24 protein-coding genes are annotated in these 24,250 nt (G+C 63.3%); 16 read left to right on the top strand and 8 right to left on the bottom strand.

Annotated features, from left to right (window positions below):
• Positions 1–4: 4 nt before the first annotated feature.
• From EPO50_RS16890 to EPO50_RS16865, 6 genes are all read left to right on the top strand, one after another.
• The gene (locus tag EPO50_RS16890; protein WP_296346100.1) at positions 5–928 is read left to right on the top strand and encodes a metallophosphoesterase; all 924 of its coding nucleotides are present in this window, start codon (positions 5–7) and stop codon (positions 926–928) included.
• Positions 929–935: 7 nt separating this feature from the next.
• Positions 936–2,087, top strand: a complete 1,152-nt coding sequence (locus EPO50_RS16885; RefSeq protein WP_296346098.1) for a dATP pyrophosphohydrolase — start codon at positions 936–938, stop codon at positions 2,085–2,087.
• Positions 2,084–3,355 carry an MFS transporter gene (locus tag EPO50_RS16880; RefSeq protein WP_296346096.1) on the top strand — a complete coding sequence of 424 codons (1,272 nt, stop codon included), beginning with the start codon at positions 2,084–2,086 and terminating at the stop codon, positions 3,353–3,355. The genes EPO50_RS16885 and EPO50_RS16880 overlap by 4 nt, the downstream gene beginning before the upstream one ends.
• Before the next feature lie 442 nt (positions 3,356–3,797).
• Positions 3,798–4,928, top strand: coding sequence for a type III PLP-dependent enzyme (locus tag EPO50_RS16875; RefSeq protein ID WP_296346093.1), 1,131 nt, complete (start codon positions 3,798–3,800; stop codon positions 4,926–4,928).
• Between the two features lie 176 nt (positions 4,929–5,104).
• Positions 5,105–6,481: a saccharopine dehydrogenase C-terminal domain-containing protein gene (locus tag EPO50_RS16870; protein ID WP_296346140.1), complete on the top strand. Its 1,377-nt coding sequence runs from the start codon at positions 5,105–5,107 to the stop codon at positions 6,479–6,481.
• Positions 6,482–6,709: 228 nt separating this feature from the next.
• Complete coding sequence (locus EPO50_RS16865) at positions 6,710–8,581, top strand: cyclic nucleotide-binding domain-containing protein (RefSeq protein WP_296346091.1); 1,872 nt, start codon at positions 6,710–6,712, stop codon at positions 8,579–8,581.
• Positions 8,582–8,641: 60 nt separating this feature from the next.
• On the opposite strand, the gene EPO50_RS16860 is transcribed toward EPO50_RS16865, so the two are convergent.
• From EPO50_RS16860 to EPO50_RS16840, 5 genes are all read right to left on the bottom strand, one after another.
• Positions 8,642–9,184 carry a hypothetical protein gene (locus tag EPO50_RS16860; RefSeq protein WP_296346089.1) on the bottom strand — a complete coding sequence of 181 codons (543 nt, stop codon included), beginning with the start codon at positions 9,182–9,184 and terminating at the stop codon, positions 8,642–8,644.
• A 10-nt stretch (positions 9,185–9,194) separates the two neighbouring features.
• Complete coding sequence (locus tag EPO50_RS16855; RefSeq protein ID WP_296346087.1) at positions 9,195–9,944, bottom strand: AraC family transcriptional regulator; 750 nt, start codon at positions 9,942–9,944, stop codon at positions 9,195–9,197.
• Positions 9,945–10,229: 285 nt separating this feature from the next.
• Entirely contained in the window at positions 10,230–10,652 is a 423-nt protein-coding gene (locus EPO50_RS16850; protein WP_296346138.1) for a nuclear transport factor 2 family protein, read from the bottom strand.
• Between the two features lie 73 nt (positions 10,653–10,725).
• Positions 10,726–11,529 (bottom strand): SDR family oxidoreductase, encoded by an 804-nt coding sequence (locus EPO50_RS16845; RefSeq protein ID WP_296346085.1) that lies wholly within the window; start codon positions 11,527–11,529, stop codon positions 10,726–10,728.
• The gene (locus EPO50_RS16840; protein WP_296346083.1) at positions 11,526–11,942 is read right to left on the bottom strand and encodes a heme-binding protein; all 417 of its coding nucleotides are present in this window, start codon (positions 11,940–11,942) and stop codon (positions 11,526–11,528) included. The genes EPO50_RS16845 and EPO50_RS16840 overlap by 4 nt, the downstream gene beginning before the upstream one ends.
• A 224-nt stretch (positions 11,943–12,166) precedes the next feature.
• On the opposite strand from EPO50_RS16840, the gene EPO50_RS16835 reads away from it, so the two are divergent.
• Complete coding sequence (locus EPO50_RS16835) at positions 12,167–12,694, top strand: hypothetical protein (protein ID WP_296346081.1); 528 nt, start codon at positions 12,167–12,169, stop codon at positions 12,692–12,694.
• A 10-nt stretch (positions 12,695–12,704) separates the two neighbouring features.
• Here EPO50_RS16835 and EPO50_RS16830 read toward each other — a convergent pair whose 3' ends face one another.
• From EPO50_RS16830 to EPO50_RS16820, 3 genes are all read right to left on the bottom strand, one after another.
• Positions 12,705–13,580 (bottom strand): energy transducer TonB, encoded by an 876-nt coding sequence (locus EPO50_RS16830; protein ID WP_296346079.1) that lies wholly within the window; start codon positions 13,578–13,580, stop codon positions 12,705–12,707.
• A 112-nt stretch (positions 13,581–13,692) separates the two neighbouring features.
• A complete protein-coding gene (locus tag EPO50_RS16825; RefSeq protein WP_296346077.1) occupies positions 13,693–15,114 on the bottom strand; it encodes a sodium:proton antiporter in 1,422 nt (473 codons plus the stop codon).
• A gap of 5 nt (positions 15,115–15,119) precedes the next feature.
• A complete protein-coding gene (locus EPO50_RS16820; RefSeq protein ID WP_296346074.1) occupies positions 15,120–15,884 on the bottom strand; it encodes an SDR family oxidoreductase in 765 nt (254 codons plus the stop codon).
• A 51-nt stretch (positions 15,885–15,935) separates the two neighbouring features.
• On the opposite strand from EPO50_RS16820, the gene EPO50_RS16815 reads away from it, so the two are divergent.
• From EPO50_RS16815 to EPO50_RS16775, 9 genes are all read left to right on the top strand, one after another.
• Positions 15,936–16,631: a glycerophosphodiester phosphodiesterase family protein gene (locus EPO50_RS16815; protein WP_296346072.1), complete on the top strand. Its 696-nt coding sequence runs from the start codon at positions 15,936–15,938 to the stop codon at positions 16,629–16,631.
• Between the two features lie 129 nt (positions 16,632–16,760).
• Complete coding sequence (gene ugpB, locus EPO50_RS16810) at positions 16,761–18,077, top strand: sn-glycerol-3-phosphate ABC transporter substrate-binding protein UgpB (protein WP_296346071.1); 1,317 nt, start codon at positions 16,761–16,763, stop codon at positions 18,075–18,077.
• Between the two features lie 50 nt (positions 18,078–18,127).
• Positions 18,128–19,009, top strand: a complete 882-nt coding sequence (gene ugpA, locus EPO50_RS16805; RefSeq protein ID WP_296346069.1) for a sn-glycerol-3-phosphate ABC transporter permease UgpA — start codon at positions 18,128–18,130, stop codon at positions 19,007–19,009.
• Positions 19,009–19,857, top strand: coding sequence for a sn-glycerol-3-phosphate ABC transporter permease UgpE (gene ugpE, locus EPO50_RS16800; protein WP_296346067.1), 849 nt, complete (start codon positions 19,009–19,011; stop codon positions 19,855–19,857). The genes ugpA and ugpE overlap by 1 nt, the downstream gene beginning before the upstream one ends.
• Before the next feature lie 3 nt (positions 19,858–19,860).
• Positions 19,861–20,949, top strand: coding sequence for a sn-glycerol-3-phosphate import ATP-binding protein UgpC (locus EPO50_RS16795; RefSeq protein WP_296346064.1), 1,089 nt, complete (start codon positions 19,861–19,863; stop codon positions 20,947–20,949).
• Positions 20,949–21,740: a fumarylacetoacetate hydrolase family protein gene (locus EPO50_RS16790; protein WP_296346062.1), complete on the top strand. Its 792-nt coding sequence runs from the start codon at positions 20,949–20,951 to the stop codon at positions 21,738–21,740. The genes EPO50_RS16795 and EPO50_RS16790 overlap by 1 nt, the downstream gene beginning before the upstream one ends.
• Before the next feature lie 51 nt (positions 21,741–21,791).
• Positions 21,792–22,478 carry a carbonate dehydratase gene (gene can / locus EPO50_RS16785; RefSeq protein ID WP_296346060.1) on the top strand — a complete coding sequence of 229 codons (687 nt, stop codon included), beginning with the start codon at positions 21,792–21,794 and terminating at the stop codon, positions 22,476–22,478.
• Positions 22,478–23,272: a hypothetical protein gene (locus EPO50_RS16780; protein ID WP_296346058.1), complete on the top strand. Its 795-nt coding sequence runs from the start codon at positions 22,478–22,480 to the stop codon at positions 23,270–23,272. The genes can and EPO50_RS16780 overlap by 1 nt, the downstream gene beginning before the upstream one ends.
• 28 nt (positions 23,273–23,300) lie before the next feature.
• Entirely contained in the window at positions 23,301–24,152 is an 852-nt protein-coding gene (locus EPO50_RS16775; RefSeq protein ID WP_296346056.1) for an endonuclease/exonuclease/phosphatase family protein, read from the top strand.
• Positions 24,153–24,250 lie beyond the last annotated feature (98 nt).

The raw sequence follows: 24,250 nt of genomic DNA, 5'->3' as shown, positions 1-24,250 counted from the left end.
CGCCATGTTCACCCTGGCTCATCTGTCCGACCCGCATCTGCCGATGCCGCGGGCACGCATCGTCGATCTTCTCGGCAAGCGCGCCACCGGCTACGCCAATTGGTGGCGCAGCCGCGTCGGGATGCATCGGCCCGAAGCGCTGGCCGGCATCGTGGCCGACATCAAGGCAGAGAATCCCGATCACATTGCCCTGACCGGCGATCTGGTGAACGTCTCGCTGCCCGAGGAATTCGAGCGCGCTTCGCAGTGGCTGACCGGGCTCGGCTCACCCGATCGCGTTACTCTCGTGCCGGGCAATCACGACGTCTATGTCGCCACGAAGTGGGGGCAGGGGCTCGGCCGGTGGGGCGCCTATATCTCCGGCGATGGCGCGCCGCCGGCTTCTGGATTCGATGTCTTTCCAACTGTACGTCGCCGTGGGCCAGTGGCCCTGGTGGGGCTGAACAGCGGTGTGCCCAAGCCGCCCTTCTTTGCCACCGGCACCCTCGGCGCAGCGCAGATTGCGGCGGCCGAGAAGCTCCTGGCCGATCTCGGCTGCGAAGGGCTTTGCCGGGTGGTGTTGATTCACCATCCGCCGCTCACGACCGAGAAACACTTCAAGCGGCTGACCGACGCGGCCGAGTTCCAGGCGATGATCCGCAGGGTCGGCTGCGAGATCGTCCTGCATGGCCACAATCATCGCAGCGAGGTTGCGCGCATCGCTGGTCCGCAGGGCGCTGCCGTGCCGGTGGTCGGCGTCACCTCCGCGTCAGCCGCACCGGGTAGCAAGTACGGCCGCGCGCGCTATCACCTGCTCGGCATCGAGCGGGCAGGAGCGGGTTGGCGGATCGGCGTCCAGCTCCGCGCCCTGAAGGCCGACGGTACGGGCTGCGAGCCCGATGGTCGCATCGTGTTCGAGAGTGGCGAGCCGCTCGCCCAGGCAGCTTGAGGCGTAAATGGCTTCGTCAGACATCGTGGTAACGCCGGTTCAGGGCAAATCCGACCTCAAGGCCTTCATCGATCTGCCCAAGCGGCTTTACGTTGGCCAGAAAGGCTACGTGCCGCATCTCGACCTGGAGCGGAAGGAAGCCTTTTCGCCGGCCAAGAATCCCCTGTTCCACCATGTCGAGGTCCAGTTCTTCCTGGCCCGCCGCGCCGGCCGTGTGGTTGGCCGCATCACCGCTCAGGTCGATCGCGCCTATCTCGAACGCTACGCGGACAGTACCGGCCACTTCGGATGCGTCGTCGCTGAGGACGATCCGGCGATCTTTGCGGCGTTGTTCGCTGCCGCCGAAGCCTGGCTGAAGGCCAAGGGCATGACGCGCGCGACCGGACCATTCAGTCTCTCGGTCAACGAGGAAGTCGGGATGTTGATCGACGGCTTCGAGAGCCGGCCGGTCCTCATGGTTCCCTGGGATCCTCCTTACGCCGGTGGCCGGGTCGAAGCCTGCGGCTACACGAAGATCAAGGATCTCTTCTCCTACGACTACGACGTCCAGAACGCGCCCGAGACGATCGGCGCCAAGCTGCTGGCGCGGGCGGGCATGGGCAACCGCGTAAAGGTGCGCACCGCCAACATGAAGATGTTCGATGCCGAGGTCCGCACCTTGGTCGGCGTCTTCAACGATGCCTGGAGCGACAATTGGGGCTTCGTGCCCTTCACCCAGGCTGAAATCGACCACGCCTCCAAGGCGTTCGGGCCGGTGATCGTGCCGGAGCTCGCGGTCTTCGTGGATGTCGACGACGAGACGGTAGCCTTCATCGTGGCCCTCACCAACCTCAACGAGGCGACCCGTGACTTCAACGGCAAGCTGGGGCCGGTGAATCTGGCGAAGCTTCTCTACCGGTTGAAGATCGCCGGCGTCGGCAGTACTCGTGTGCCGCTGATGGGCGTGAAGAAGAAGTTCCGCAACCATCCGCTGATGGGAGCAGGACTGGCGATGATCGCCATCGATCACTTGAGGCAGAACGGCAAGCGACTGGGCAAGACCTCGGCCGAGCTGGGCTGGATCCTCGAAGACAACAAGGCCACCAACAACATCATCCGGTCCGTGGGCGGCGTTCACTACAAGACGCATCGCATCTACGAGAAAGCTCTGGTGGGGTGAGCGCGCCAGGTTCCACGCCGCCCGGCCCGGGTTCACCTGGTCCCGTTCCCCGAGTCTCGGCCTTCGCACCGCTCGCCAACAAATCGTTCCTGGCGATGTGGACGGCCAACCTGATGTCCAACGTCGGTGGCTGGATGCAGAACACCGGCGCGGCCTGGGAGATGACCAGCCTGACGCAAGAGCCGATCTTCGTGGCCTTGCTGGCTGCGGCCGGCACCCTGCCGATGTTCCTGTTCTGCTTCTTCGCCGGCATCCTGGCCGACCGCTTCGACCGCCGCCGCTACATCATCTGCTGCCAGATCTGGATGATGGCGGTGGCCGCGACGCTCGCGGTCCTCGCCTTCCTAGGCAAGCTCGACCATTGGAGCCTGCTCGGCCTCTCCTTCTGCATGGGGCTGGGCAACGCCATGAACGCGCCGGCCTGGCACGCCGTCGTGCCGGAGATCGTCTCGGGGCCGCAACTCAGACCCGCCATCGCGCTGAACAGCGCCGGCTTCAACCTTGCCCGCACCATCGGGCCGGTCATCGGCCAGCTTCTGCTCAGCCTGGTCGGCGTGTTCCTGCTCTTCGCGATCAACACCTTCACCTACGTGGGCGTCATCTTCGCCATGCGAGCCTGGAAGCGGCCGGCCGAGGCGCGGGCCGCCCAGCGTCGCGAGGGCTTCGCGGAAGCAGCCCGGGCGGGTATCGCCTTCGTGCGCGGCTCGGCCGAATTGCGGGCGATCTTCGCTCGCGGTCTCTGCTTCTTCGTGCCCGGCATTGCCCTGGGCACTCTGTTGCCGGTGATCGGTCGCTTCGAGCTCGGCCTCGACGAGTTCGATTTCGGCATCCTGTACGGCGTATTTGGCGTCGGCGCGGTTGCTGCCGCCTTCGCCATGCCGAGGATCAACCGCCTGCTGGGCGCCGATCGCGCCAACATCTGGGCGATGGGTGTTTCTGCCGCCGCCACGATGCTTGCGGCGCTGGCGATGGTGCCCTGGGTGGTCGGGATCGTCGTCGCCATCAACGGTGCCTGCTGGATCACCGTCATCGCTAACAACGGCACTTCAGTGCAGATGATCCTGCCCAACTACATGCGCGCGCGGGGCATGGCGGTGCACCAGATGGTGTTCTTCGGCGCGATGGTCGTGGGCTCCCTGCTGTGGGGAAAGATCGCCAATCTCTTCGGCGTACAGGCTGCGCTGATTGCCTCGTCGTTGGCATTGGTGCCGCTGACCGTGCTCGCCGCGTCGATCCGGCTGCCGGGCTCGACGACGCCGCGTGTCTGACACGCTTTTGTGCCCTTTCCACCACAAGCGACTCAAAAATTTACGAGGCGGGGCAGAATCTTCTTGTAACCGTGTCGATTAGTTGTAGATAGCCAACGTACAAGACGCCCACGCACGTGCCGCTGGCCCTTAGTGGTTACGCAACGACGGAAAGTGTTCTTTTTGGCAGTGCCGGCTTCGAGCCGGGTCCGGGAAGGAGCTTCTGAGATGGTTGCTTACCGCGCGGGGCGCGTTCCCCGCTATTATGTCATTTGCCCGGTGAATTCCGGCCGGGCCACGTCAGACACACCTTTTGTGTTCGCTCTGCCGCTCAAGCGGCATCAGACCCCGTCGAGTATCGGCTGACGCATGCCGTCGGTCGGGCGCAGCCCGATCTGACGCCATACGTCCCGTTCGACTTTTGCACTGACAATTTGACGATTTGACGGGGAACCCCCCAGCGATGACCGAGCGTATTTTTCGTTATCTCCGTGAGCAGCAGCCCGAGACGCCGTGCCTGGTGATCGACCTCGATGTGGTCGAGAACAACTTCCGGCGCATGCGTGAACTGCTGCCGGCCGCCCACATCTTCTATGCCGTGAAGGCCAATCCGGCGGCGCAGATCCTGTCGCGTCTGGCGACGGCTGGCTCGAAGTTCGACACCGCCAGCCGCGGCGAGATCGAGCTGGTGCAGGCCAACGGCGTCTCGACGGACCGCATCTCCTTCGGCAACACGATCAAGAAGGAAAAGGACATCGCCTGGGCCTATCAGCAGGGCGTGCGCCTGTTCGCCTTCGACAGCGAGGCGGAGCTGCAGAAGCTCGCCCGCGTGGCGCCGGGCGCCCGCGTGTTCTGCCGCGTGCTGGTCGATTGCGGTGGCGCCGAGTGGCCGCTCAGCAAGAAGTTCGGCTGCGCGCCGGAGATGGCCAAGGACCTGCTGCGCAAGGCCAAGGAGTGGGGGCTCGATGCCTATGGCATCTCCTTCCATGTCGGCAGCCAGCAGACCGACCTCGACCAGTGGGACAAGGCGCTGGCCCAGGTCTCGCAGATGTTCTTCGCCCTCGCCGAAGAAGGCGTGGACCTGCGCATGGTCAACCTGGGTGGCGGCTTCCCGGCGCGCTACCGCGCGGAAGTGAACAGCATCGAGGCCTACTGCGAGGCGGTCGGCCGCGCGCTGGTGCGCCACTTCGGCAACCGTATGCCGGAGGTCATCATCGAACCGGGCCGCTCCATGGTGGGCGACGCCGGCGTGATCCAGAGCGAAGTCGTGCTGGTGTCGCGCAAGGCGGCCAACGACCGCAAGCGCTGGGTCTACCTCGACATCGGCAAGTTCTCCGGCCTGGCCGAGACCATGGACGAGAGCATCAAGTACCGGCTGCGGACGAGCCGCGACGGCACGCGCGTCGGCCCCGTGGTGCTGGCCGGCCCGACCTGCGATTCGGCCGACATCCTCTACGAGAAGACGGAGTACAAACTGCCTCTGTCCCTCAAGCCGGGCGACAAGGTCGAGATCCTCTCGACCGGCGCCTACACGACGACCTATTCGTCGGTCGCCTTCAACGGTTTTGCGCCACTCAAGGCGGTCTGCATCTGAGCTGACACACTTCAGGCGTACGGAATAACGGGGCCTTGAGAAAGGCCCCGTTGCTGTTTATCGACCACCCCTAACCAAGGACGAGGGACGCTGAAATGGCGAAGAAAGTCGCGCGCGGAGCTTCCAGCAAGAAGGCCGTCGGTAAGAAGTACCTCGACTTCAAAGGCCGCCTGGTCATGATCGGCTTCGGCTCGATCGGTCAGGGCGTGCTGCCGCTGATCCTGCGCCACATCGGCATCAAGCCCGAGCAGATCACCATCATCACCGACGACATGCGCGGCGGCGAAGATGAGGCGCAGCGCTACGGCGTCGAGTTCGTCGAGAAGCGTCTGATTGAGTCCAACGTCCGGTCGACGCTGGACAACCGGCTGGGCCAGGGCGATTTCCTGCTCAATCTCTCGGTGGAGGTCGCCTCGACGGCGCTGATCGAGCTTTGCCAGAAGAAGGGCGTGCTCTACCTCGACACCTGCATCGAGCCGTGGCCGGGCGGCTATTCGGACCCCAACCTGTCGGTCTCGCGCCGGTCGAACTACGCGCTGCGCGACACGATGCTGAAGCTCAAGTCACGCTTCAAGGGCGGCTCGACGGCCGTGGTTGCCCATGGGGCCAATCCCGGCCTGGTGTCGCACTTCGCCAAGCAGGCGCTGGTGAACATCGCGCGCGATACCGGTGTGAAGGCGCCCGTGCCGACCACGCGCGAGGGCTGGGGCAAGCTCGCCCAACGCCTGGGCGTCAAGGTGATCCATATCGCCGAGCGCGACACGCAGGTCTCGCCGAAGCCGAAGGAAGTGGGCGAGTTCGTCAACACCTGGTCGATCGACGGCTTCATCTCCGAGGGCGGCCAGCCCGCCGAGATGGGCTGGGGTACGCACGAAAAGGCACTGCCGCCCGACGGCAAGCGTCACACCTTCGGCTGCGACGCAGCGATCTACCTCAACCGTCCGGGCCTGCTGACCCAAGTGCGCACCTGGACGCCGATCGAGGGGCCGTTCCACGGCTTCATCATCACGCACAACGAGTCGATCTCGATCGCCGATTACCTGACCGTGCACGACGGCAAAAAGGTCGCCTATCGGCCGACGGTGCACTACGCCTATCACCCGTGTGACCAGGCAATCATGTCGATGCACGAGCTTGCCGGAAAGAACCTGAAGCAGCAGAAGCGCCAGCGCCTGATCGTCGAGGAGGTCACCTCGGGCCGCGACGAGCTCGGCGTGCTGCTGATGGGCCACAAGAAGGGCGCCTACTGGTACGGCTCGCAGATCGACATCCACGAGGCGCGCAAGGTCGTGCCCTACAACAACGCGACCTCGATCCAGGTCGTGGCACCCGTGCTCTCGGGCATCATCTGGGCGCTCGAGAACCCGAACGAGGGTATCGTCGAGGCCGATGAGATGGACTTCGCGCGCAACCTTGAGATCTGTATGCCCTATCTCGGACCGGTCGTCGGCAAGTACAGCGACTGGACCCCGCTGCAGGGCCGGGGCGAACTCTTCCCCGAGGATCTCGACAAGTCCGATCCCTGGCAGTTCAAGAACTTCCGGGTCGTCTGATCGGTCGTTAGGAGGAGTGGAGCCCTTTCCCGAGGGCTTCACTCTCTATCGCATTCGCGGAGAGCATGGTCACGCCCTTCGAGGGAACTGACGATGCCTGCAGCGACAAATCGGCCTTCGAAGCGTGACATCGGAGGGTGGAACAGGCGATGGGAAGCTCGCGCCCGTAGATAGGCGTGAATTCTCTTGGCAGAATGGCATGGCGGACCTTGGCAGGGGCGACATGTCGTGAGTTCGGGAGAAATATTCGGCTACATCGCATCGGCGTTGGTGTTCGCCACCTTCTACATGCGAACCATGCTTCCGTTGCGCGTGGTGGCCCTCGCGAGCAACGTAGCGTTCATTACTTACGCCCTGATTGATGGGCTGACGCCAATCCTGATCCTGCACGGGGCGCTGCTGCCACTGAACCTGCTGCGGCTCCTGCAGATTCGCGAATTCACTGCCCAAGTGGAAAGAGCCGCGACCCAGGAGTTTTCGGCGCAGGCCATCCTGCCGTTCATGAGCAAGCGGGTCGTCCGGGCAAAGGACATCCTGTTCTCGGCAAACGAACTGGCGGATGAACTCTACTATGTCGTCGAAGGTGAGTTGTTTCTTCCCGAAGTTCAGAGGACCGTCAGCTCCGGCTCATTTCTTGGTGAGTTCGCACTCTTCTCTGAAACAGGGCGCCGAACCGCTACTGCCATAGCAGTCACTGACTGCACGATCATGGCGCTGACCAAGAAGGCGGTGTTTGCCGCTCTCCTGCAACACCCTACGCTCGGCATCCACCTGCTGAAGCTGGTTACCGTCAGAATGCTCCAGAATGCGGGGGTGAGTGACCGACATCTGATGCCGGTCGATGGAGCATCGCCCGGTAAGGACGCGTCGGTATTATCTCCCCGGTTCCTGGATCGGTTCGGGCGAAAGAGCAGGATTGCTCTGGTCACAGTACTGGCGGCCATACCGATCGTGGCAGCCGTCTATCAACCAATATACGTCGTGCTTGATCGCGACGCCGCGGTAACCTCCTGGCTCAATGTCGCCACGGCGCCGATTGCAGGCACCGTGGAAGGCTTCGAGACGCGGGCAGGCCAGAAAGTAGACGTCACGGGGGTGGTGGCTCGAATTGTCAATCACAGTTCCGATCGCAGCGCTGTGATTCGTGCTGAAGGCCAGGAACGTAGAGCAGAAGCCCGACTGACACAGATCGGCCACTACAATGAAAGAGTTCTGCAACTCAGCAAGGAATGGGCGGACCGCAAGGCACGCTACGCCGAAGGCTTTCGTCGTGATTTGGATCTCGAGATTCAGGATCTTGAACAGCGGCTCGCTCTTCAAAGCGAGCGGGTCAAGCTGGCGGACGCATCGGCGCAAAGAAGACGCGCGCTGAGGGTTTCGGGCACGGCTTCTCAGGCCGACGAAGATCTCGCGACGGCGAGCCATCGCGAAGTACAAGTCACGCTCACGCAAATGACCAAGGCACTCGAGCGTGTTCGCGAGCGCCGCCGCCTGGCCGGAACCGGCGTGTTCATTCAGCAGGACGGTAAGGAACCGGAATGGTCGTGGCGAAGCATCGACGAGATTGATCTCGAGGCGGCCAGGGCCAAACGTGCGGTGGTCGATGCGCAGGAAGAACTCAGTACCGCCCGCTCGATCTTCGACCAAGAGCGCAAGAACCTGGAAGCGTCGACGACAGTGTCAGTTCGAGTTGCTGCGGGCATGACGATATGGTCGACCGCGGTGACGAACAATGCATCTGTTACGCAAGGCGAGAAGCTATTCTCCTGGATAGACTGCAACACATTGCTCGTCGACGTGCCCGTTACGGAGACCCTTGCGGCGCTGTTGTATGAGGGGATGCGTGCCAACGTATCTCTTGAAGGCGATCCGCAGGTGCGAAAGGCAACCGTGCTGTTCACGCGCGGAGCATCGTCGCGCCTCGGGGGATCTGATCTGGCGAGTGTTTCCCGGGGCCACAAGCTCGGAACCGCACAGGTCCTGGTTGTGCTTGTCGATTCCAGGAATATTTCTGGATGTCCGATCGGTCGACGGGCCTACGTTGGCTTTCCCGACGTCAGGTTGCTTCAGTACATAAGCGCCTATGTGCCTGGGCTTTAATCGCAGATCGTCGCCACAGGCGCGCCTAGGGAGCTTCCAAGGCCTGGCCCAAGTACCGCTCTAAAAGATGCAGTCAGCCCGAGTGGCCGGCTGAATGGGATCGGCCGGCATTTCGAGGCGGCAGTGATAGTCGAACGCGGCGCGATACGGCGCGGCAATGCGCGCCTTCGCCTGAATGGGGAGAACGAAGCGACCACCGCGACGGTCAACCTGCTGGCGGCCATAGCCGAGGTTGGTGCCGTCCGCGAAATAGGCCTCAAAGAAAGAATGTCCTGCCGACGAGGTAAATTCCACGATCAGGATGGCGCCGTCGATACATTCGAAGCGCGGGCCGCTGCGCAGGACACCCGTTTCCGTGGTCTTCCCCGAGGGGCCGGAGATCGTCCAACGTGAGCTTGAGGAGGTTCGCGAGGACTCGGCCGCTAGAGTACCGCAGGTCAGCGCATTCGGAGTCTGGCTGCTCACGGACTGGCTATGCGCCTCGCCTGCAAGGATCGCCGTCAGCAGGAGTAGGCCGGCTCCCCACCTTATTTGGGTGGCTTTGCGGTGCCCTGATTGAGGAAGCGCCAGCGCACCATCATGTGCGCGCTTCAGTTCATCCATTTCCAAGCGCCTACATGCTGCGACGAAAGGTCGACGGGGTGATCCCCATGGCATTGCGGAAGCGTGCAGTAAAGGCTGATGGCGTCTCGTAGCCGACGCTCAATGCGATCTCGGTGATGCTGAGCTCTGAATTCACCAACAGATCGCGCGCACGGGCGATTCTTTGCCGCGTCAGCCATTGATGCGGCGAGTGCCCGGTCGCGCGCCGGAATGCCGTGCAGAAGTGGAAGCGGCTGAGGCGGACAAGCCCAGCGAGTTCGTCGAGCCCGATCTGCCGTTCTAGATTGTCGCGCATGAAAGCCGTCACTTTTCGCACCTGCCAGTCGGCAAGCCCGTGTCTTGGGGTCGGTGTCGGTAAGGCGTCGAGCGACGAGTGACCTCGGATCAGACGCAAGCAGAGAAGATCGATCGCCTGCTCGACAAAGAGGCGCGACGAGCTGCTGTCGCGGGCGGCCTCATCGCTCAGAATTTCGAGCAGGCCGGCTGCTGCCGAATCCTCGAAGGCGACCCGGACCAGCAGCTCGACGGCCTTCCCAGCGGCGACCTCGTCGGCGCAGGCTTGGAGGTGTTCCTGTGTCAGGTAGACGTGAGACACGACGACCTGGCCGCCAATCTCCCAGTGTCCGTCGTGCCCTTCGGGGATCAGTGTGAAGGCCCGTCGCTGCGTACGAGACGCGAAGCGCTTCCTTTCGACGCGCCAGCTGATCTCCTCCTCGCCGGAGTGGCAGCCAACAACGACATGACCGGTCATGCCGCGCATGTAGTTGTACAAGCCGCCATGGACCCATCGTTGGGTCAGGCGCGTGTCGCCCCGCAGGATCTCCGGTGCCAGGACCGGAGGGGCGTCGAGGATACGCGCCATCTCGGATGGACCGTCTGGCCGAATCCGAGCCGGCGGTCTCCGGCTATGTCGAAGCGTGGGGCTCGTTGTGGAAATCCCCAACCGATCGGGCATAGGCTGATCTCCCGCAAGTCATGTCCGATTTGCGGGAGAGTGCATCATGCTGCCTAATGTTCGCAACCAGACGTTAGTATCCCCTTGCGACTAAGGAGCCACTCGCGTCCAGAGGTCGTTGAACTCGATGCTGTCGTAGAAAGCGGATGCTTTCACCACCTTGCCGTCGCGCATCTCCAGGAACCAGGCATAGGTGTTGGTGTAGGGCTTGCCGTCGCGAGCGATTCCGGCTGCGTCAAAGAAGATGATCACCGTGTTGCCGTCAGCGTAGATGTTGCGGATTGCCGGCTTCAAGCCTTCCTTCATGCGCGCATTGAACGGCCGGATGACCTCGCGCAGGAAATCCTCCTTGCTGCTGTAGGTCTTCGAAGCGGCCGAGCGGCCAACGATCGTCCAGCTCGCCTCGTCAGCTAAAAGCTCGAATGGATTGCCGGTGCCGTTTCGCCAGGCATTGAAACGGTCCTCGACGAGGGCCTTGTTGCGCGCCGGCACGTCGTCCTTCGATTGCGCCATGACAATGGTCTCCTGTAACGGGGTCGTAACGAAAAGCAGCAGGGAAAGGATCAATGCACGCATCGGCATATCCTCAGATCGTGTTTTCCCAGGCTTGGAGCTGATGCTGCTTCAGCATGTCCTCGGTGGCTTTCGGAACGACGTTGCGGAACTTGCCGGTGTCGGCGGGCACGATCTCGATCATGCGGTCGATCATCTCCTTGGCGTCGAGGTGGCCGTCGGGTGCGTTCAGGAAGTCATCGAACGCTTTGCGCAATGTCGCGCGCTTGGTGAAGTTCTTGGAGTCATCCAACCAGCGGAAGGGGGTGTCCGCCATCGTCTCGTTGTAGCCCGTGAAGTAGGCACCCGGATTGATGGTCTGGACCTTGATGCCATAGGGCACGAGTTCCTGCTGCATCGCTTCGGCGATCGATTCGAGGGCGTGCTTGGTGGAGACGTAGACGCCCCAGTTGGCCGGCGTGAACAGGCCGCCCATTGAGGAGGTGAAGACGACCTTCGCCTTCTTCTTTGCCGTGATCCAGGTTTTGATGAAGCTCTGAGCGAGAGCGAGCGGCAGGAAGACGTTCACTTCATAATTGCGACGCACGAGGTCCAGGGGAATCTCGAACACCGGTCCGCTTTCGCCCATTCCAGCGTTGCTCCACAGCACATCGATGTCCCATTTCTGGGCTGCGGCCATGTCGTAGCTGTCGAAAAGGTCGAGCTTCTCGACATGCAGGTTCTTCAACCCCAGTTCGCGCACCTTGCCGCGCAGGGCGGCGACCTGCGGCGAGATCTGTGCCGTCGCGATGACAGTGTGTCCGTTGCGCGCCATTCCGATGGCGGCAGCTTCGCCGAAGCCCGAACCGGCACCGGTGATCAGGATCGTCTTGCTCATGTTGTCTCCTGTTTGGCTATGAAGGCCGCGACGGCCGCTGAAGCTATTTCCACGTCTTGCGCAACGGTGCCGCCGGAGACGCCGACTGCGCCGACGAGATTGGTCCGAGAATCGTGGAGTGGGATGCCACCACCGAAAGGCGCGAGGCCTCCGTTGGTCAGTTCGAGGCCTGGAGCCGGCGCGCCGGGCTTGCAGTACTCCCAGATCGCCTCGCTACGCGTGTTGAACAGGACTGCCGTGGTGGCTTTCCGGGTGGCGACGTCGATCGATCCGAGCACGGCGCCATCCATCCGGCTAAAGGCTTTGAGATGTCCGCCGCCATCGAGGATCGCGATGTTGACGGCGATGCCGAGGTCATCGGCCTTCGCTTCTGCGGCGGCGACCAAGGTGCGCGCCTGATGCAAGGTGATCATGGTTACGCTTCCCTGTTTGGTCGGCTGGAGTGCCGCTTCCGGCTTGGCTGTAGGATCACCTGGATGGCTGCGCAGCGCTGTTCGGACTTTGCGGTGACTGTTGCGATGTTGCGATCCGCCGCTCGGATCAGGCGAAAGCGTTGGTTCTTCGGGTCACTGAAGGAACACAGGCTCGCTCCGAGCGTTGATGTCTACTTGCCCGCTAATTTGGAGAGGACCGACGAATGAAGCGTGCTGCGTTGATTGTGGGATTAGCCCTAGCGACTGCCGGATGTGCGCAGTTTGGGCAGGTCGGGCAGCAAGAAGCAGCACTCTCCAAACCAATTACCCAGTCCGAGATCGATTGGTCGAAGAAAAGCGGCAGGAACACCGTCAGTGGCTTGGCCGTCATGAAGTCGGCCAACGGCGAAAGCCATTCCTGTGCCGGACAATCGGCGAATTTGATCCCCGACAGTGCCTACGCCCAAGCGAGGATGACGGCGATCTTTGGCAACGCAACGAAGGGTATGCGTGCCGCCAGCCGCGGCCCCGTCAAATTCGAGCGGGACGACCCGCTCTACGTCTCGTCATTGCGCACGAGCCGCTGCGACGTGCAGGGCAGCTTCTCCTTCGCGCAAGTGCCCGACGGCATCTGGTATGTGACGACGAGCGTCAAATGGCAGGGCGCGAGCGCCTCACAGGTCGAAGGCGGGTCGATGATGCAGCGCGTCGATGTGCGGGGCGGGCGACTCGTCAAGGTCGTGCTGCCCTAGCGGCCGGTGATCAATTCCGGTTCACCGATATCAGCGGTAGGTTGAAGCTCGCGCTCTCGCCTTGGATGTCGGGCGGCAGCGGCGTGTAGGGCGAGCCGGCGCGAACGCCGGCCAACACGCCTCTGTCGAATTCCGGAACGCCGCTCGACCGGATGACCTCGACCGCGAGCAACTGTCCGTTTCGCGCGATGGTGACGCGCACTACTGTCGTTCCGCGACTGGCATTCGTGTTTGCCTGATAGCGATAGCCCTGAAGCTTCATCGCGACTTGCCATAGGTAGTTGTCGGCCGCGCGCGAGCGATTGTAGGCGTCTGCGGGATTGACGAAGTGCGATGTCGTTGGCGCGTCGCGCGGATTGGGCACCGCAGGCGCGCGTCGCTGCTGGCCAGGCGGGAGGGGCGAGGGGCGCACGTCCTGCCGCGTTCCCGGCGCCGGCCTCGCCGGCGGGGGTGGTGGCGTTGCCAGCGCATGCTGCTCCGGCGGCTTCGCGGGTGTCGGCGTCGGAGTGTGGGCGGGCTTGGGCGGCTCGGCGACCGTGGGCTGAGGTGGATTTGCCTGCAACGGCGGCAAGTCATCCGGCGAGGGCGGTTGAGGCGCGGATGCTTCCTTGCCAGGCGGCGCCTGCGGCGGCACTTGCGTGGCCTTATCGGCCGTGGTGGCGGCCGGTGGCTTCAGGCCCATGTCGAGCGGAGGTTGCGGCGCCGGCTGAGGCGCCTTTTGCGGCGGTGGAGGGGGTGGCGGTTCGGGTGGCTTGGGCTGTTCGAAGGAGACCATGACGGGCTCTTCGGCGGGGGACAGCTGCGGCCGGTTCTCGACCAGCCACCATATCGCCAGCACTACCAGTGCGTGCAATAACACAGCCAGCGCCAGCGCGACCGGAGACATCCGGTCGGAGCGATACGAGGAGGCGCTGGCGGCATGGGCCACGAAAGAATTCCACCAAACAAATCAGGGGTTTGCGCTCACGGGAGCGGCGCCGATTTTACGAGACCGCCCCTCAGAAGAAAATGAAAGTGAGCACCACGAACAACGGCAAAAGGATGGCAGAGGACCAGGCCATATAGCCGAAGAAGCTCGGCATGCGGATGCCGGCTTCCTCGACCACCGCCTTGACCATGAAATTGGGCGCATTGCCGATGTAAGTGTTGGCGCCCATGAACACCGCACCGCAGGAAATGGCCGCCAAAGTACTGGCGAGTGCGCCCATCAGAAGGTGGGGATCGCCGCCAGCCAGATTGAAGAAGACGAGGTAGGTCGGCGCATTGTCGAGGAAGCTCGAGAGGATGCCCGTCAACCAGAAGTACCAGACGTTGAGCGGCTGACCATCCGGGCCCGTCACCAGGGAGACTAGCGGCGCCAGCGCGCCGTCCGAACCGGCGCGCAGGATGGCCAGGGCCGGCGCGATGGTGACGAAGATGCCGGCGAACAGCTTGGCGACTTCGGCCATCGGCCCCCAGGTGAAGGCATTGTCTGTACGTGTCTTGCGGGGCGTCAGCTTGAGCGACAGACCGATGACGGCGACCAGGGCGAGGTCGCGCAGCACATGCTGGAGCTCCAGCGGGACGTGGTAGACCGTGAAGTGCACACCGGGATTCCAGGTGCCGCTCGCCAGCACTATGCCCACCACGATCGCCAGCAGGATGATGTTGACGCCACCCTCGATGCGGATCGGAGACTCCGGCGTCGGGTCGGGTTTCTTGCGGCCTTCCTTGCGATACCAGTAGCTGTCGATGCCGTAGAACAGCGTGAGCAGGACGACGGCGCACAGCAGCATCTCGCTGAAGAGATGTTCCGTCGTCCAGAAGAAGCTCACGCCCTTGAGGAAGCCGAGGAAGAGTGGTGGATCGCCCAGTGGCGTCAATGCGCCGCCGATGTTCGACACCAGGAAAATGAAGAACACGAAGACATGGATCTTGTGACGCCGGTCGTCGTTGGCACGGATCATTGGTCGGATCAGCAGCATCGACGCCCCGGTCGTACCCATCCAACCAGCCAGCACCGTGCCGATGGCCAGAAGTGAGGTGTTCATCGATGGCGAGCCGTAGAGGTTGCCGCGGATATGAATGCCGCCCGTCACCGTGAACAGAGTCGTCAGCAGGACGATGAAGGGAATGTAGTCGAGCAGCAGCAGGTGGGTGATTTCATAGAGTGCAGTCGGCACGCCGTAGAGTGCTGCGAACGGCACGACCACCAGGGCCGCCCACCCAGCCGACACCTTGCCGAAATGGTGATGCCAGAAACGCGGCGCGGCGAGCGGCATGATCGCGATGGAGAGCAGGATGCCGACGAAGGGCAGGATCCATGACAGACCGAGATGGCGTCCGTCGATCGCGGGCGTTTCGGGACCCGCCGCCAGCGCGGGGAGCGCGACACCAAGCGCGAGCACGGCCCCGAGCGCGAACAGAAGACCAAACTTCAAGAGGATCACGCGATGTAAGTCGCCGACACGCCACCATCGACGGTGAGCGTGTGACCGTTGACGTAGGACGCGGCAGGTGACGCCAGGAAGACGGCGGCGCCGGCAATCTCCCACGGCTCGGCCCAGCGTTTGGCTGGGCAACGGTCGCGCAACCGCTTGCCGGCCGTCGAAGCGATCAACGCCGCGTTGGTCTCGGTCGCAAAGAAGCCTGGTGAAAGCGCGTTGGAGGTGATGCCCTTGGCGCCGAACTCCGAAGCGAGGGCCCGGGCCAGCGCCGCGAGCCCTGCCTTGGCCGCGATGTAGGAAGAGGCGCCAGGCGCGGCGAGATCGGCGGCAATCGAACTCACGAGGATCAACCGGCCCCAGCCGCGTTCGACCATGCCGGGCAGGAGATGGTGGATTAGGGCCTGGCCGGCCGACAGGTCGGTGTCGACCAGCCGGGCGAAATCGTCGGGCTGGATCTCGGCGAAGGGCCGCCGGTCGCGTTCGCCGACATTATGCACCAGGATGTCGATTCGTTCGGCTGTCGCCACCTCGGCGGCCATCGCAGCCCTGTCGGCCATCTCGAAGGCCAGCGCCTCGGCTTCATGACCAGCGGCGCGCAACTCGGCCAGCCGGGGCGTGAGCTGGCTGTGCGAGCGTCCATGCAGCAGGATGCGAGCGCCGGCTTCGGCCAGGCCCTTGGCCATTTCCCAGCCGAGCCCCCGGGCCGAACCGGTCACCAGGGCGGTGCGGCCATCGAGACGGAACTTGTCGGGAAAAGTCGACATGGGAGGGGGTACTCGTTTATTGCGACGATCGAGTTAGCTTTGGATTGGTGCATGCTGCAACTGCCTAAAGTCATCGGTCATCGCGGTGCTATGGCCTATGCGCCGGAGAACACGTTGGAGTCCTTTCGCGAGGCGCACCGCCGTGGCGCGACCTGGGTCGAAATCGACGTCAAGCTGACGTCCGACGGCGTGCCGATCGTGGTGCACGATGATTCTTTGAAGCGGACCACGGGTGTCGACCGACTGGCGGCGGAGACGCCGGTGGCCGAATTGCCAGCGTCGGTGCCGACCTTCGAGCAGGCCATCGCCTGCTTCGGCGAGCTGGGGCTGGGCTGCAACATCGAGATCAAGCCCTGCAAGGGCCGCGAGGAGGAAACCGCGCGCGTTGCCGTCGCCACCCTGCGTCGCCTCTGGCCGGCCAACCTGCCCGCGCCACTGCTCTCGAGCTTCAAGGACGCCTCGCTGGCCGCGGCCTGCGCCGCAGTGCCGGAATTTGCGCGCGCCCTGTTGGTCGACGAGCTGAAGGACGACTGGCGGGAACGCGCCCGCGCCGTGGAGGCCGTCGGTATCAACACCAGCGGCAAGCGGCTGACGGCCCCCCGTGCTGTCGAGATCAAGCAGGCCGGCTACCTGCTCAGCACTTACACGGTCAACGACCCCGACGTCGCCCGGGTGCTGGTCGCCATGGGCACGGATTGCGTCATTACCGACATGCCGGACGTCATTCTGGCGGCGCTCGCCCGCTAGTCGACCATTTGGGGGTTGCGTTCGCACCGCAGTCTTGGTGGACTGTCATCAGACTGAAACAAAACAGACACATCGCAGTCTTGTCGTCCGCCGATACAACGGTGGGGCTTCATTGGGAGGTTTTTCGATATGACACGGATTCTTTTGTCTTCCGTCGCTGCGGCGGCGGTTCTCGCGAGCGCGCCTGTGGCGTTCGCCCAGACCGAGATCCAGTGGTGGCACGCCATGGGCGGCAACCTGGGTGATGCGGTCAATGCTCTGGCCGAGGGCTTCAACAAGTCCCAGACCGAGTACAAGGTGAACCCGGTCTACAAGGGTTCCTATACCGAGACGTTGACCGCGGCGATCGCGGCCTTCCGCGCCAAGCAGGCGCCGCACGTCGTGCAGGTCTTCGAAGTCGGCACCGCCAACATGATGGCTGCTAAGGGCGCGGTCTATCCGGTCTATCAGCTCATGGCCGATGCCAAGGAGCCGTTCGATCCCAAGGCCTATATCGGCCCGGTCTACGGCTACTACTCCACGACGGACGGCAAGCTGCTGTCGATGCCGTTCAACTCCTCGACGCCGGTGCTCTACTGGAACAAGGACCTGCTGCAGAAGGCCGGCCTCGATCCCAACAAGCCGCCGAAGACCTGGCCGGAGCTGGGTGAGATGGCCAAGAAGGCCGTCGCGGCCGGTGCCAAGTGCGGATTCACGCCGCAGTGGCAGACCTGGACGATGATCGAGAACTACGGCGCCTATCACAACTTGCCGTATGCCACTAAGGACAACGGCTTCGGCGGTATCGACATCGAGCTCAAGTTCAACGACGCGCCCCGCGTGAAGTTCATCCAGATGCTGGCCGACTGGAGCAAGGACAAGACGTTCGTCTACGGTGGTCGTGAGGGCAAGTCGACGGCGCTGTTCAATGCGGGTGACTGCGCCTTCCATATCGCTTCGTCCGCCACGGCCTCGGCGATCGACAAGGCGCTGGGCACCGGCAAGTTCGGCATCGCGATGATGCCCTATTCGCCGGATGTCGCGCCCAAGCCGCAGAACTCGATCATCGGCGGCGCCACGTTGTGGGTGCTGCAGGGCAAGCCGGCGGCTGAGTACAAGGGCGTCGCCAAGTTCCTGAACTATCTCGCCAGCACCCCGGTGCAGGCCAAGTGGCACCAGGAAACGGGCTACGTGCCGGTCACCATGGCCGCGGCCGAGGTCACCGAGAAAGACGGCTTCTACAAGAAGTTCCCGGGCCGCGAGATCGCTGTCCAGGAGCTCACGCTCAACCCGCCGACGGCCAACTCCAAGGGCCTGCGCATCGGCAACTTCGTGCAGATCCGCGACATCGTCGATGGTGAACTCGAGAACGTGTGGTCGGGCAAGAAGGACGCGAAGACCGCGCTCGACGACGCCGTGAAGGCCGGCAACGAGCAGCTCAAGCGCTTCGAAGCCGCCAACAAGTAGGCTGATGAAGGAGCCCCCGCCCGCAAGGGTGGGGGCTTCCTCCAAGCGACATGGAAAAGCGCGTCACCTTCAACCAGCGTTGGCTGCCTTACCTTCTGGTGGGACCGCAGATCATCATCACGCTGGTCTTCTTCTTCTGGCCGTCGGGCCAGGCGATCTACCAGTCGGTGCTGATCGAGGATGTCTTCGGCGGCAATTCCAAGTTCGTATTCCTCGACAATTTCATCCACCTCTTCAGCGACCCGGGCTACTACCACTCGGCGCGGCTGACCGTGGTGTTCAGCTTTCTGGTCGCCGCCATCGGGCTCGCCGTTTCGCTGCTGCTGGCGGTGATGGCCGACCGCGTCGTCCGCGGCGCCACCGGTTACAAGGCCTTCCTCGTTTGGCCCTATGCCGTGGCGCCGGCCGTCGCGGGTGTGCTGTTCGGCTTCCTGTTCAATCCTTCGGTTGGCATCGTCGCCTGGATGCTCCAGGGCATCGGCATCGAATTCAACTACGTGATCAACGGCAATCAGGCCCTGCTGCTGGTGGTGATCGCCGCGGTGTGGAATCAGATCAGCTACAATTTCCTGTTCTTCCTGGCCGGCCTGCAGTCGATCCCGAAATCGCTGATCGAGGCGGCGGCGATCGACGGCGCGGGCCCCGGCCGGCGCTTCCGGGACATCATCTTCCCACTGCTCTCGCCCGTCGGCTTCTTCCTGCTCGTCGTCAATATCATCTATGCCTTCTTCGGCACCTTCGGCGTGGTCGATTCGCTGACCAAAGGCGGACCGGGCAAGGCCACGGAAATCCTGGTGTTCAAGGTCTTCAACGACGGCTTCCGCGGCCAGGATCTTGGCGGCTCCTCGGCGCAGTCGGTGATCCTTATGGTCGTGGTCATCGCGCTCACCTTCGTGCAGTTCCGCTTCATCGAGCGCCGGGTACACTACTGATGGTCGAGAACCGGCCTTTCCTCACGATGCTGAGCCACCTCGTCGTCATTCTCGGCCTGGTCATCATCGCCTTCCCGGTGTGGATGACTTTCGTGGCCTCGACGCATAGCCAGCAGACCATGCTGCAGTCGCCGATCCCGCTGCTGCCCGGTCCCTACCTGATCGAGAACTACACGCAGGTGCTGACCGAGGGCTATGGCCGCGTCGGCAGCACGCCAGTCATGATGACGCTGACCAACAGCCTGATCATGGCGCTGGGCGTGGCCATCGGGAAGATCGCCATCTCCATCATCTCGGCCTTCGCCATCGTCTACTTCCGCTTCCCCGGCCGGATGTATTTCTTCTGGGCGATCTTCGTCACCCTCATGCTGCCGGTCGAGGTCCGCATCGTGCCGACCTACGGCGTGGTCGCCAATCTCGGCATGATCGACACCTATGGTGGCCTGATCATCCCGCTGATCGCTTCGGCTACAGCCACCTTCCTGTTCCGGCAGTTTTTCCTAAGTGTCCCCGACGAGCTCACCGAGGCCGCCCGGGTCGATGGCGCCTCACCGATGCGCTTCTTCTGGGACATCCTGCTGCCGATGAGCCGGACCTCGATCGCGGCGATGTTCGTCATCCAGTTCATCTACGGGTGGAACCAGTATCTGTGGCCGCTGCTGATCACCACCAAGGAAAGCTATTACACCGTGGTCATGACGGTCTCGCGCCAGGCCAATGTCGTCGATTCGGTGCCGAGCTGGAACCTGCTGATGGCCATGGCGATGCTGGCCATGCTGCCGCCGGTTCTGGTCGTGGTGTTCATGCAGCGTCAGTTCGTGCGCGGACTTGTCGAGACGGAGAAGTAGACCATGGCGCAAGTCCATCTGCGCGGCGTCAAGAAGAACTACGACAAGCTCGAGGTCATCCACGGCATCGACATGGAAATCGCCGATGGCGAGTTCATCGTCATCGTCGGTCCCTCGGGCTGTGGCAAGTCGACCTTGCTGCGCATGGTGGCGGGCTTGGAGCGCATCACCGGCGGCCAGATCGCGATCGGCGATCGTGTCGTCAACGAGCTGGAGCCCAAGGATCGCGACATCGCGATGGTGTTCCAGAACTACGCGCTCTACCCGCACTTCAGCGTCTACGAGAACATGGCCTATGGCCTGAAGATCCGCGGCCTCTCCAAGGCCGAGATCGACCAGCGCGTGCAGAAGGCTGCCAAGATCCTCGAGCTGGGTGCGCTGCTGCAGCGCCGGCCGCGTCAGCTTTCGGGTGGCCAGCGCCAGCGAGTCGCGATGGGCCGTGCCATCGTGCGCGAGCCGGCCGTCTTCCTGTTCGACGAGCCGCTCAGCAACCTCGACGCCAAGCTGCGCGTGCAGATGCGGCTGGAGATCAAGCGGCTGCAGCGTGAGCTCGACGTCACCTCGATCTATGTCACACACGACCAGGTCGAGGCGATGACCCTGGCCGACAGGCTCATCGTCATGAACGCCGGCGTCGCCGACCAGATCGGCACACCGATGGATGTCTATGAGCGGCCGGCCTCGGTCTTCGTGGCGGGTTTCATCGGCTCGCCGTCGATGAATTTCCTTGCGGGCAAGGTGACGGCCGACCGTCGTGCCGTCGATCTCGCCGGCACCGGCGCACAGCGCATCACATTGCCGCTCGGCCTGCCGACGACGGCCGCGGCCGGCACGCCGGTGGCGCTGGGCATCCGGCCGGAGCATCTGCATCCTGATCCCGATGGCTCGCTGGAGTTCGAGATCGAGCTCGCCGAACCGCTGGGCGCCGACACGCTGCTGCATGGCCGGTTCGGCGAAGCGCACGAACTGGTGACGGTGCGGCAGGGCGGGCATGTCCAGGCCAAGCCCGGCGAGAAGCGCCGGTTCAAGGCCGAGCCGGGTCATCTGCATGTCTTCGATTCGCAGACCGGCAAGCGGATCGCCGACGCCTGATGACTGCTGCAACGACATTGTGGGCCCGCATCGAGCTGGCGGGCCGGCCGCGCATCGGCACGGTCGATGGCGAGACGATCCGCCTGCACGAGGGCACGCTGTTCGATCCCGGTCCGGCGACCGGCGAGAGTGTTGCCGTTGCCGAGGCGCATTGGTTGACCCCGACCGAGCCCACCAAGATGGTGGCATTGTGGAATAACTTCCGGGCCGCAGCGGAAAAGAACGGATGGGCGATTCCGGCCGAGCCGCTCTTCTTCCTCAAGGCCCCCAGTTCCTACGCTGCGCATGGTGAGCCGATCCGTGCGCCCCGATCCTATGATGGCCGGGTGGCCTACGAGGGCGAGCTGGGCATCGTCATTGGCAAGACCTGTCGGGCCGTTTCGGCCGTAGACGCCGCGGACCATATCCTCGGCTACACCTGCGTGAACGACGTCACGGCGCTGGAATTGCTGAACCGCGATCCAACCTTCCCGCAATGGACCCGTGCCAAGAATTTCGACACTTTCGGGGTCTTCGGCCCGGTGGTCGCGACGGGTCTCGACCCGTCGACGCTCACTGTTCGCACGCTGGTCAACGGCCGGGAGCGGCAAAACTACCCCGTGACTGACATGGTCTTTTCACCGGCCGAGCTGGTCAGCCGGATTTCGCAGGATATGACGCTGGTGCCCGGGGATGTGATCGCCTGCGGTACGTCGCTCGGTGTCCTGCCGATGAAGCCGGGCACCGTGGTCGAAGTGGCGATCGATGGCATTGGCGTGCTCCGCAATGTCTTTGGCGGTCAGCCGGCATGAGCGACCAATGGCCCGCTTGCAGGACGTTTCTCTTTTCGGGATATCTCACCCATGGCTGACTCGGACGAAAACGGTTTCCTCGACGGGCTCTTTGAAAACAATCGGGCCTGGGCGAAGCAAGTAGAAGAGAACAATCCTGGCTTCTTCGACAAGCTGGCCAAGCAGCAGGCGCCGCGCGTGCTGTGGATCGGCTGTTCCGACAGCCGGGTGCCGGCCAACGAGATCATCGGCATGCTGCCGGGCGAGGTCTTCGTCCATCGCAACGTCGCCAACCAGGTGATGATGGTCGACTTCAATTGCCTGGCCGTCCTGCAGTATGCGGTCGAGGCGTTGCGAGTGCGCCATGTCGTCGTGTGCGGTCATTATGGCTGCGGCGGCGTGAAGGCCTCGCTCAAGAACCACGAGCTCGGTCTGCTCGACAATTGGCTGCACAGCATCAATGTGCTGGGCCGTCGCCATCATGACCAGATCACCGCCCTGCCGCACAAGGCCGAGCAGGTCGATGCGCTTTGCGAGATCAACGTCATCGAGCAGGTCCGCAATGTCTGCCGGACGTCGATCGTGCAGCATGCCTGGCGTCGTGGGCAGGAACTCTCGGTGCATGGCTGGATCTACGGCATCCAGGATGGGCTGCTGCACGATCTCCACGTGACGGTGAACGAGGCCAAGGGCGTCGACGAGAAGCTCTCCGAGGCAATTGCGGCGCCACGGTTGGTGCACAAGGACGAACGCCGCTGATGAACATCGAGGCCGCGGTGGCCCTGGCAAAGGGGCTGCTCGAACAGCTTTTCATGTCGTCGGCGCCGACGCAGCTTCTGGTCTTTGTCGTCCACGGGCTGATCGTCTACGCCATCGCCTTCACTTTCCTGTCGTACTTCAACCGCAAGCCCGAGGTGCTGCAGTGGACGCCGGTGGCGCCGTTCTTTGCGGCGATCTCGATGGTCTTCGCGCTGTTCCTTGCTTTCCACGCTGCCGACATCTGGACGCACAAGCGCGAGGCGGAACGCGCCTTCATCCAGGCGGGCTCCGCGATCAAGCGCTTCGACGAACTGGTTGGGCCTTCGCAGCTCAATCTACCGGAAGCGCACCGCGAACTCGGTCGTTACGTGAAGTATGTGTTCAAGGACGAATGGCGCAAGAACCGGAACCAGAAGGGCAGCGATCGCGCCGAGGGCGCCTTTCGCAACCTTCAGGAAGTCGTGCTCAAGGCCACGCAGACACTGCCGTCATCCACCGCGACCCAGCTGAATGTGCTGATGAATGACATCGCGCGCACACGATCGGACCGTCTGTGGATCGGCGGTAATCACACGGAGGTTTCTTCGTGGCTGGCCGTTGCCTTGCTGGGCTTCCTGACTCATCTCGCCGTGGCCTCGGTTCATTTCGACCGGCGGCGCGCTGGCGCGGTCGCGCTAGCGTTGCTCGCCTCGACAACGACCATTGCCTACTGGTCTCTGGGGATCGTCGCCGATCCTTATCGTCACTCAGGCCAGCTCAATCCATCGGCCTGGATCGACAACCTGCCCGAATAGGGCGTCTCCCGAATTTATTCAGGCGCACATGCTTTTCTGTACCTACAACATCCACTACGGCGTCGGCGCCGACGGCAAATACGACGTGGCGCGCATCGCCGATACGGTCGCGAAAGCCGATATCGTATGTATCCAGGAGGTCGTCGCGGGCTGGTCGAGGAACGACTTCGCCGACCAGACAGAGCAGATCGCCCAGCAGCTCAATCGCTACCACTGGTATCACGGCGCCATGGAGGCAGACGCGAGCGAAGTCGGCGCCGATGGCCGGATCGTCAATCGCCGCCGTTCCTTCGGCAACGCGGTGATCTCGCGCTGGCCGATTGCCTGGGCACGCGGACATATGCTGCCTAAGACACAACTCGTGGACTGCTTCGATCTGCAGCGCGGCTTCGTCGAGGCGGCAATCGACGCGCCCTCGGGACCGCTGCGCGTCTACAGCGTGCATCTCAGTCATGTCGGTCCACAGCAGCGCCTGCCCCAGGTTCGCGCTTTGATGGATACAGTCGCCAATGCCGAACGTACCGGACCGACCTGGGACAGCGCCGCAGGCGACATGTTCATGTTCCAGGAGCGCCGCCCCGACGTTCCGCGGTCCGCCATCGTGGCCGGCGATTTCAACTTCGCGCCGACTCATCCGGAATATCCGCTGGTCTGCGGCGAGATGAGCGTCTACGGCCGCCTCGGCACCACGATGCATCTCGCCGATGCCTGGACTGCCGTAGGCAACAGCGAGGATGGCGTCGAGTCCTTCCCCAACGAAGGCCGCATCGACCATGTCTTCGTCACACACGATCTCACGCCTAAGGTGAAAAAGGCCTGGATCGGCCACGGCGTCATGGCCTCCGACCACTGGCCGCTGTTCGTCGAGTTCGACCTCTAGAAGGCCATGATCAGGATGAAGCCCAGCGCGTTGGTGATGACGCCCGAGGGCACCCAATCGACCTGGCGTATGAGGTAAGGCTCGACGCTGATGTGCTT

This window comes from Reyranella sp. (assembly GCF_004297405.1).
Taxonomy (GTDB): Bacteria; Pseudomonadota; Alphaproteobacteria; order Reyranellales; family Reyranellaceae; genus Reyranella.
This window is presented reverse-complemented; position numbering and strand designations above follow the sequence as displayed.

Bases quoted from the DNA above. Each gene is read 5' to 3' on its own strand.
- EPO50_RS16840 (WP_296346083.1), bottom strand. From the start codon at position 11,942: ATGATCACCTTGCATCAGGCGCGCACCTTGGTCGCCGCCGCAGAAGCG.
- ugpA (WP_296346069.1), top strand. From the start codon at position 18,128: ATGGAAAAGCGCGTCACCTTCAACCAGCGTTGGCTGCCTTACCTTCTG.
- EPO50_RS16845 (WP_296346085.1), bottom strand. From the start codon at position 11,529: ATGAGCAAGACGATCCTGATCACCGGTGCCGGTTCGGGCTTCGGCGAA.
- EPO50_RS16885 (WP_296346098.1), top strand. From the start codon at position 936: ATGGCTTCGTCAGACATCGTGGTAACGCCGGTTCAGGGCAAATCCGAC.
- EPO50_RS16820 (WP_296346074.1), bottom strand. From the start codon at position 15,884: ATGTCGACTTTTCCCGACAAGTTCCGTCTCGATGGCCGCACCGCCCTG.
- EPO50_RS16860 (WP_296346089.1), bottom strand. From the start codon at position 9,184: ATGGATGAACTGAAGCGCGCACATGATGGTGCGCTGGCGCTTCCTCAA.
- can (WP_296346060.1), top strand. From the start codon at position 21,792: ATGGCTGACTCGGACGAAAACGGTTTCCTCGACGGGCTCTTTGAAAAC.
- EPO50_RS16795 (WP_296346064.1), top strand. From the start codon at position 19,861: ATGGCGCAAGTCCATCTGCGCGGCGTCAAGAAGAACTACGACAAGCTC.
- EPO50_RS16875 (WP_296346093.1), top strand. From the start codon at position 3,798: ATGACCGAGCGTATTTTTCGTTATCTCCGTGAGCAGCAGCCCGAGACG.
- EPO50_RS16780 (WP_296346058.1), top strand. From the start codon at position 22,478: ATGAACATCGAGGCCGCGGTGGCCCTGGCAAAGGGGCTGCTCGAACAG.
- ugpB (WP_296346071.1), top strand. From the start codon at position 16,761: ATGACACGGATTCTTTTGTCTTCCGTCGCTGCGGCGGCGGTTCTCGCG.
- EPO50_RS16870 (WP_296346140.1), top strand. From the start codon at position 5,105: ATGATCGGCTTCGGCTCGATCGGTCAGGGCGTGCTGCCGCTGATCCTG.
- EPO50_RS16815 (WP_296346072.1), top strand. From the start codon at position 15,936: ATGCTGCAACTGCCTAAAGTCATCGGTCATCGCGGTGCTATGGCCTAT.
- EPO50_RS16850 (WP_296346138.1), bottom strand. From the start codon at position 10,652: ATGGCGCAATCGAAGGACGACGTGCCGGCGCGCAACAAGGCCCTCGTC.
- EPO50_RS16855 (WP_296346087.1), bottom strand. From the start codon at position 9,944: ATGCGCGGCATGACCGGTCATGTCGTTGTTGGCTGCCACTCCGGCGAG.
- ugpE (WP_296346067.1), top strand. From the start codon at position 19,009: ATGGTCGAGAACCGGCCTTTCCTCACGATGCTGAGCCACCTCGTCGTC.
- EPO50_RS16890 (WP_296346100.1), top strand. From the start codon at position 5: ATGTTCACCCTGGCTCATCTGTCCGACCCGCATCTGCCGATGCCGCGG.
- EPO50_RS16830 (WP_296346079.1), bottom strand. From the start codon at position 13,580: ATGTCTCCGGTCGCGCTGGCGCTGGCTGTGTTATTGCACGCACTGGTA.
- EPO50_RS16775 (WP_296346056.1), top strand. From the start codon at position 23,301: ATGCTTTTCTGTACCTACAACATCCACTACGGCGTCGGCGCCGACGGC.
- EPO50_RS16835 (WP_296346081.1), top strand. From the start codon at position 12,167: ATGAAGCGTGCTGCGTTGATTGTGGGATTAGCCCTAGCGACTGCCGGA.
- EPO50_RS16790 (WP_296346062.1), top strand. From the start codon at position 20,949: ATGACTGCTGCAACGACATTGTGGGCCCGCATCGAGCTGGCGGGCCGG.